Genomic DNA, 509 nt, shown 5'->3' on the forward strand with positions numbered 1-509 from the left:
CGGTGTGTGAGGTGTCGGGGCTGCCGTTGAAGGAGGTGATGTGGGGTGGTGATGAGGCGGCGCTGCACCGCACGGAGTTCACCCAGCCCGCGATCTTCGCCCTGGAGGTGGCGCTGTTCCGGTTGGTGGAGTCCTGGGGGATGCGCCCGGATTACCTGGCCGGTCACTCCATCGGGGAGCTGGCGGCGGCTCATGTCGCGGGGGTGTTCGGCCTGGAGGACGCCGCGCGGCTGGTGGTGGCGCGGGGGCGGCTGATGGGGGCGTTGCCGTCGGGTGGGGCGATGGTGGCGATTGAGGCCGCGGAGGAGGAGGTGGTGCCGCTGCTGGATGGTGCGGTGGGGGTCGCGGCGGTCAATGGTCCGTCGTCGGTGGTGGTTTCCGGTGCCGAGGACGCGGTGGTGAAGGTCGCCGCCCGGTTCGGTGACCGTAGGACGAGGCGTTTGTCGGTCTCGCACGCGTTTCATTCGCCGTTGATGGATCCGATGCTGGAGGAGTTCCGCGAGGTGGCC

At 69.7% G+C, this 509-nt stretch carries 1 protein-coding gene; it reads left to right on the forward strand.

Going from position 1 to position 509, the window contains the following annotated elements; all coding sequences use genetic code 11:
* Positions 1-509: acyltransferase domain-containing protein (locus ASC60_RS00110; RefSeq protein WP_159043184.1), on the forward strand; the 509-nt coding region annotated here is incomplete at both ends.

Origin of the sequence: Streptomyces sp. NBRC 110028, from assembly GCF_001417735.1 — a bacterium.
Lineage (GTDB): Bacteria > Actinomycetota > Actinomycetes > Streptomycetales > Streptomycetaceae > Streptomyces.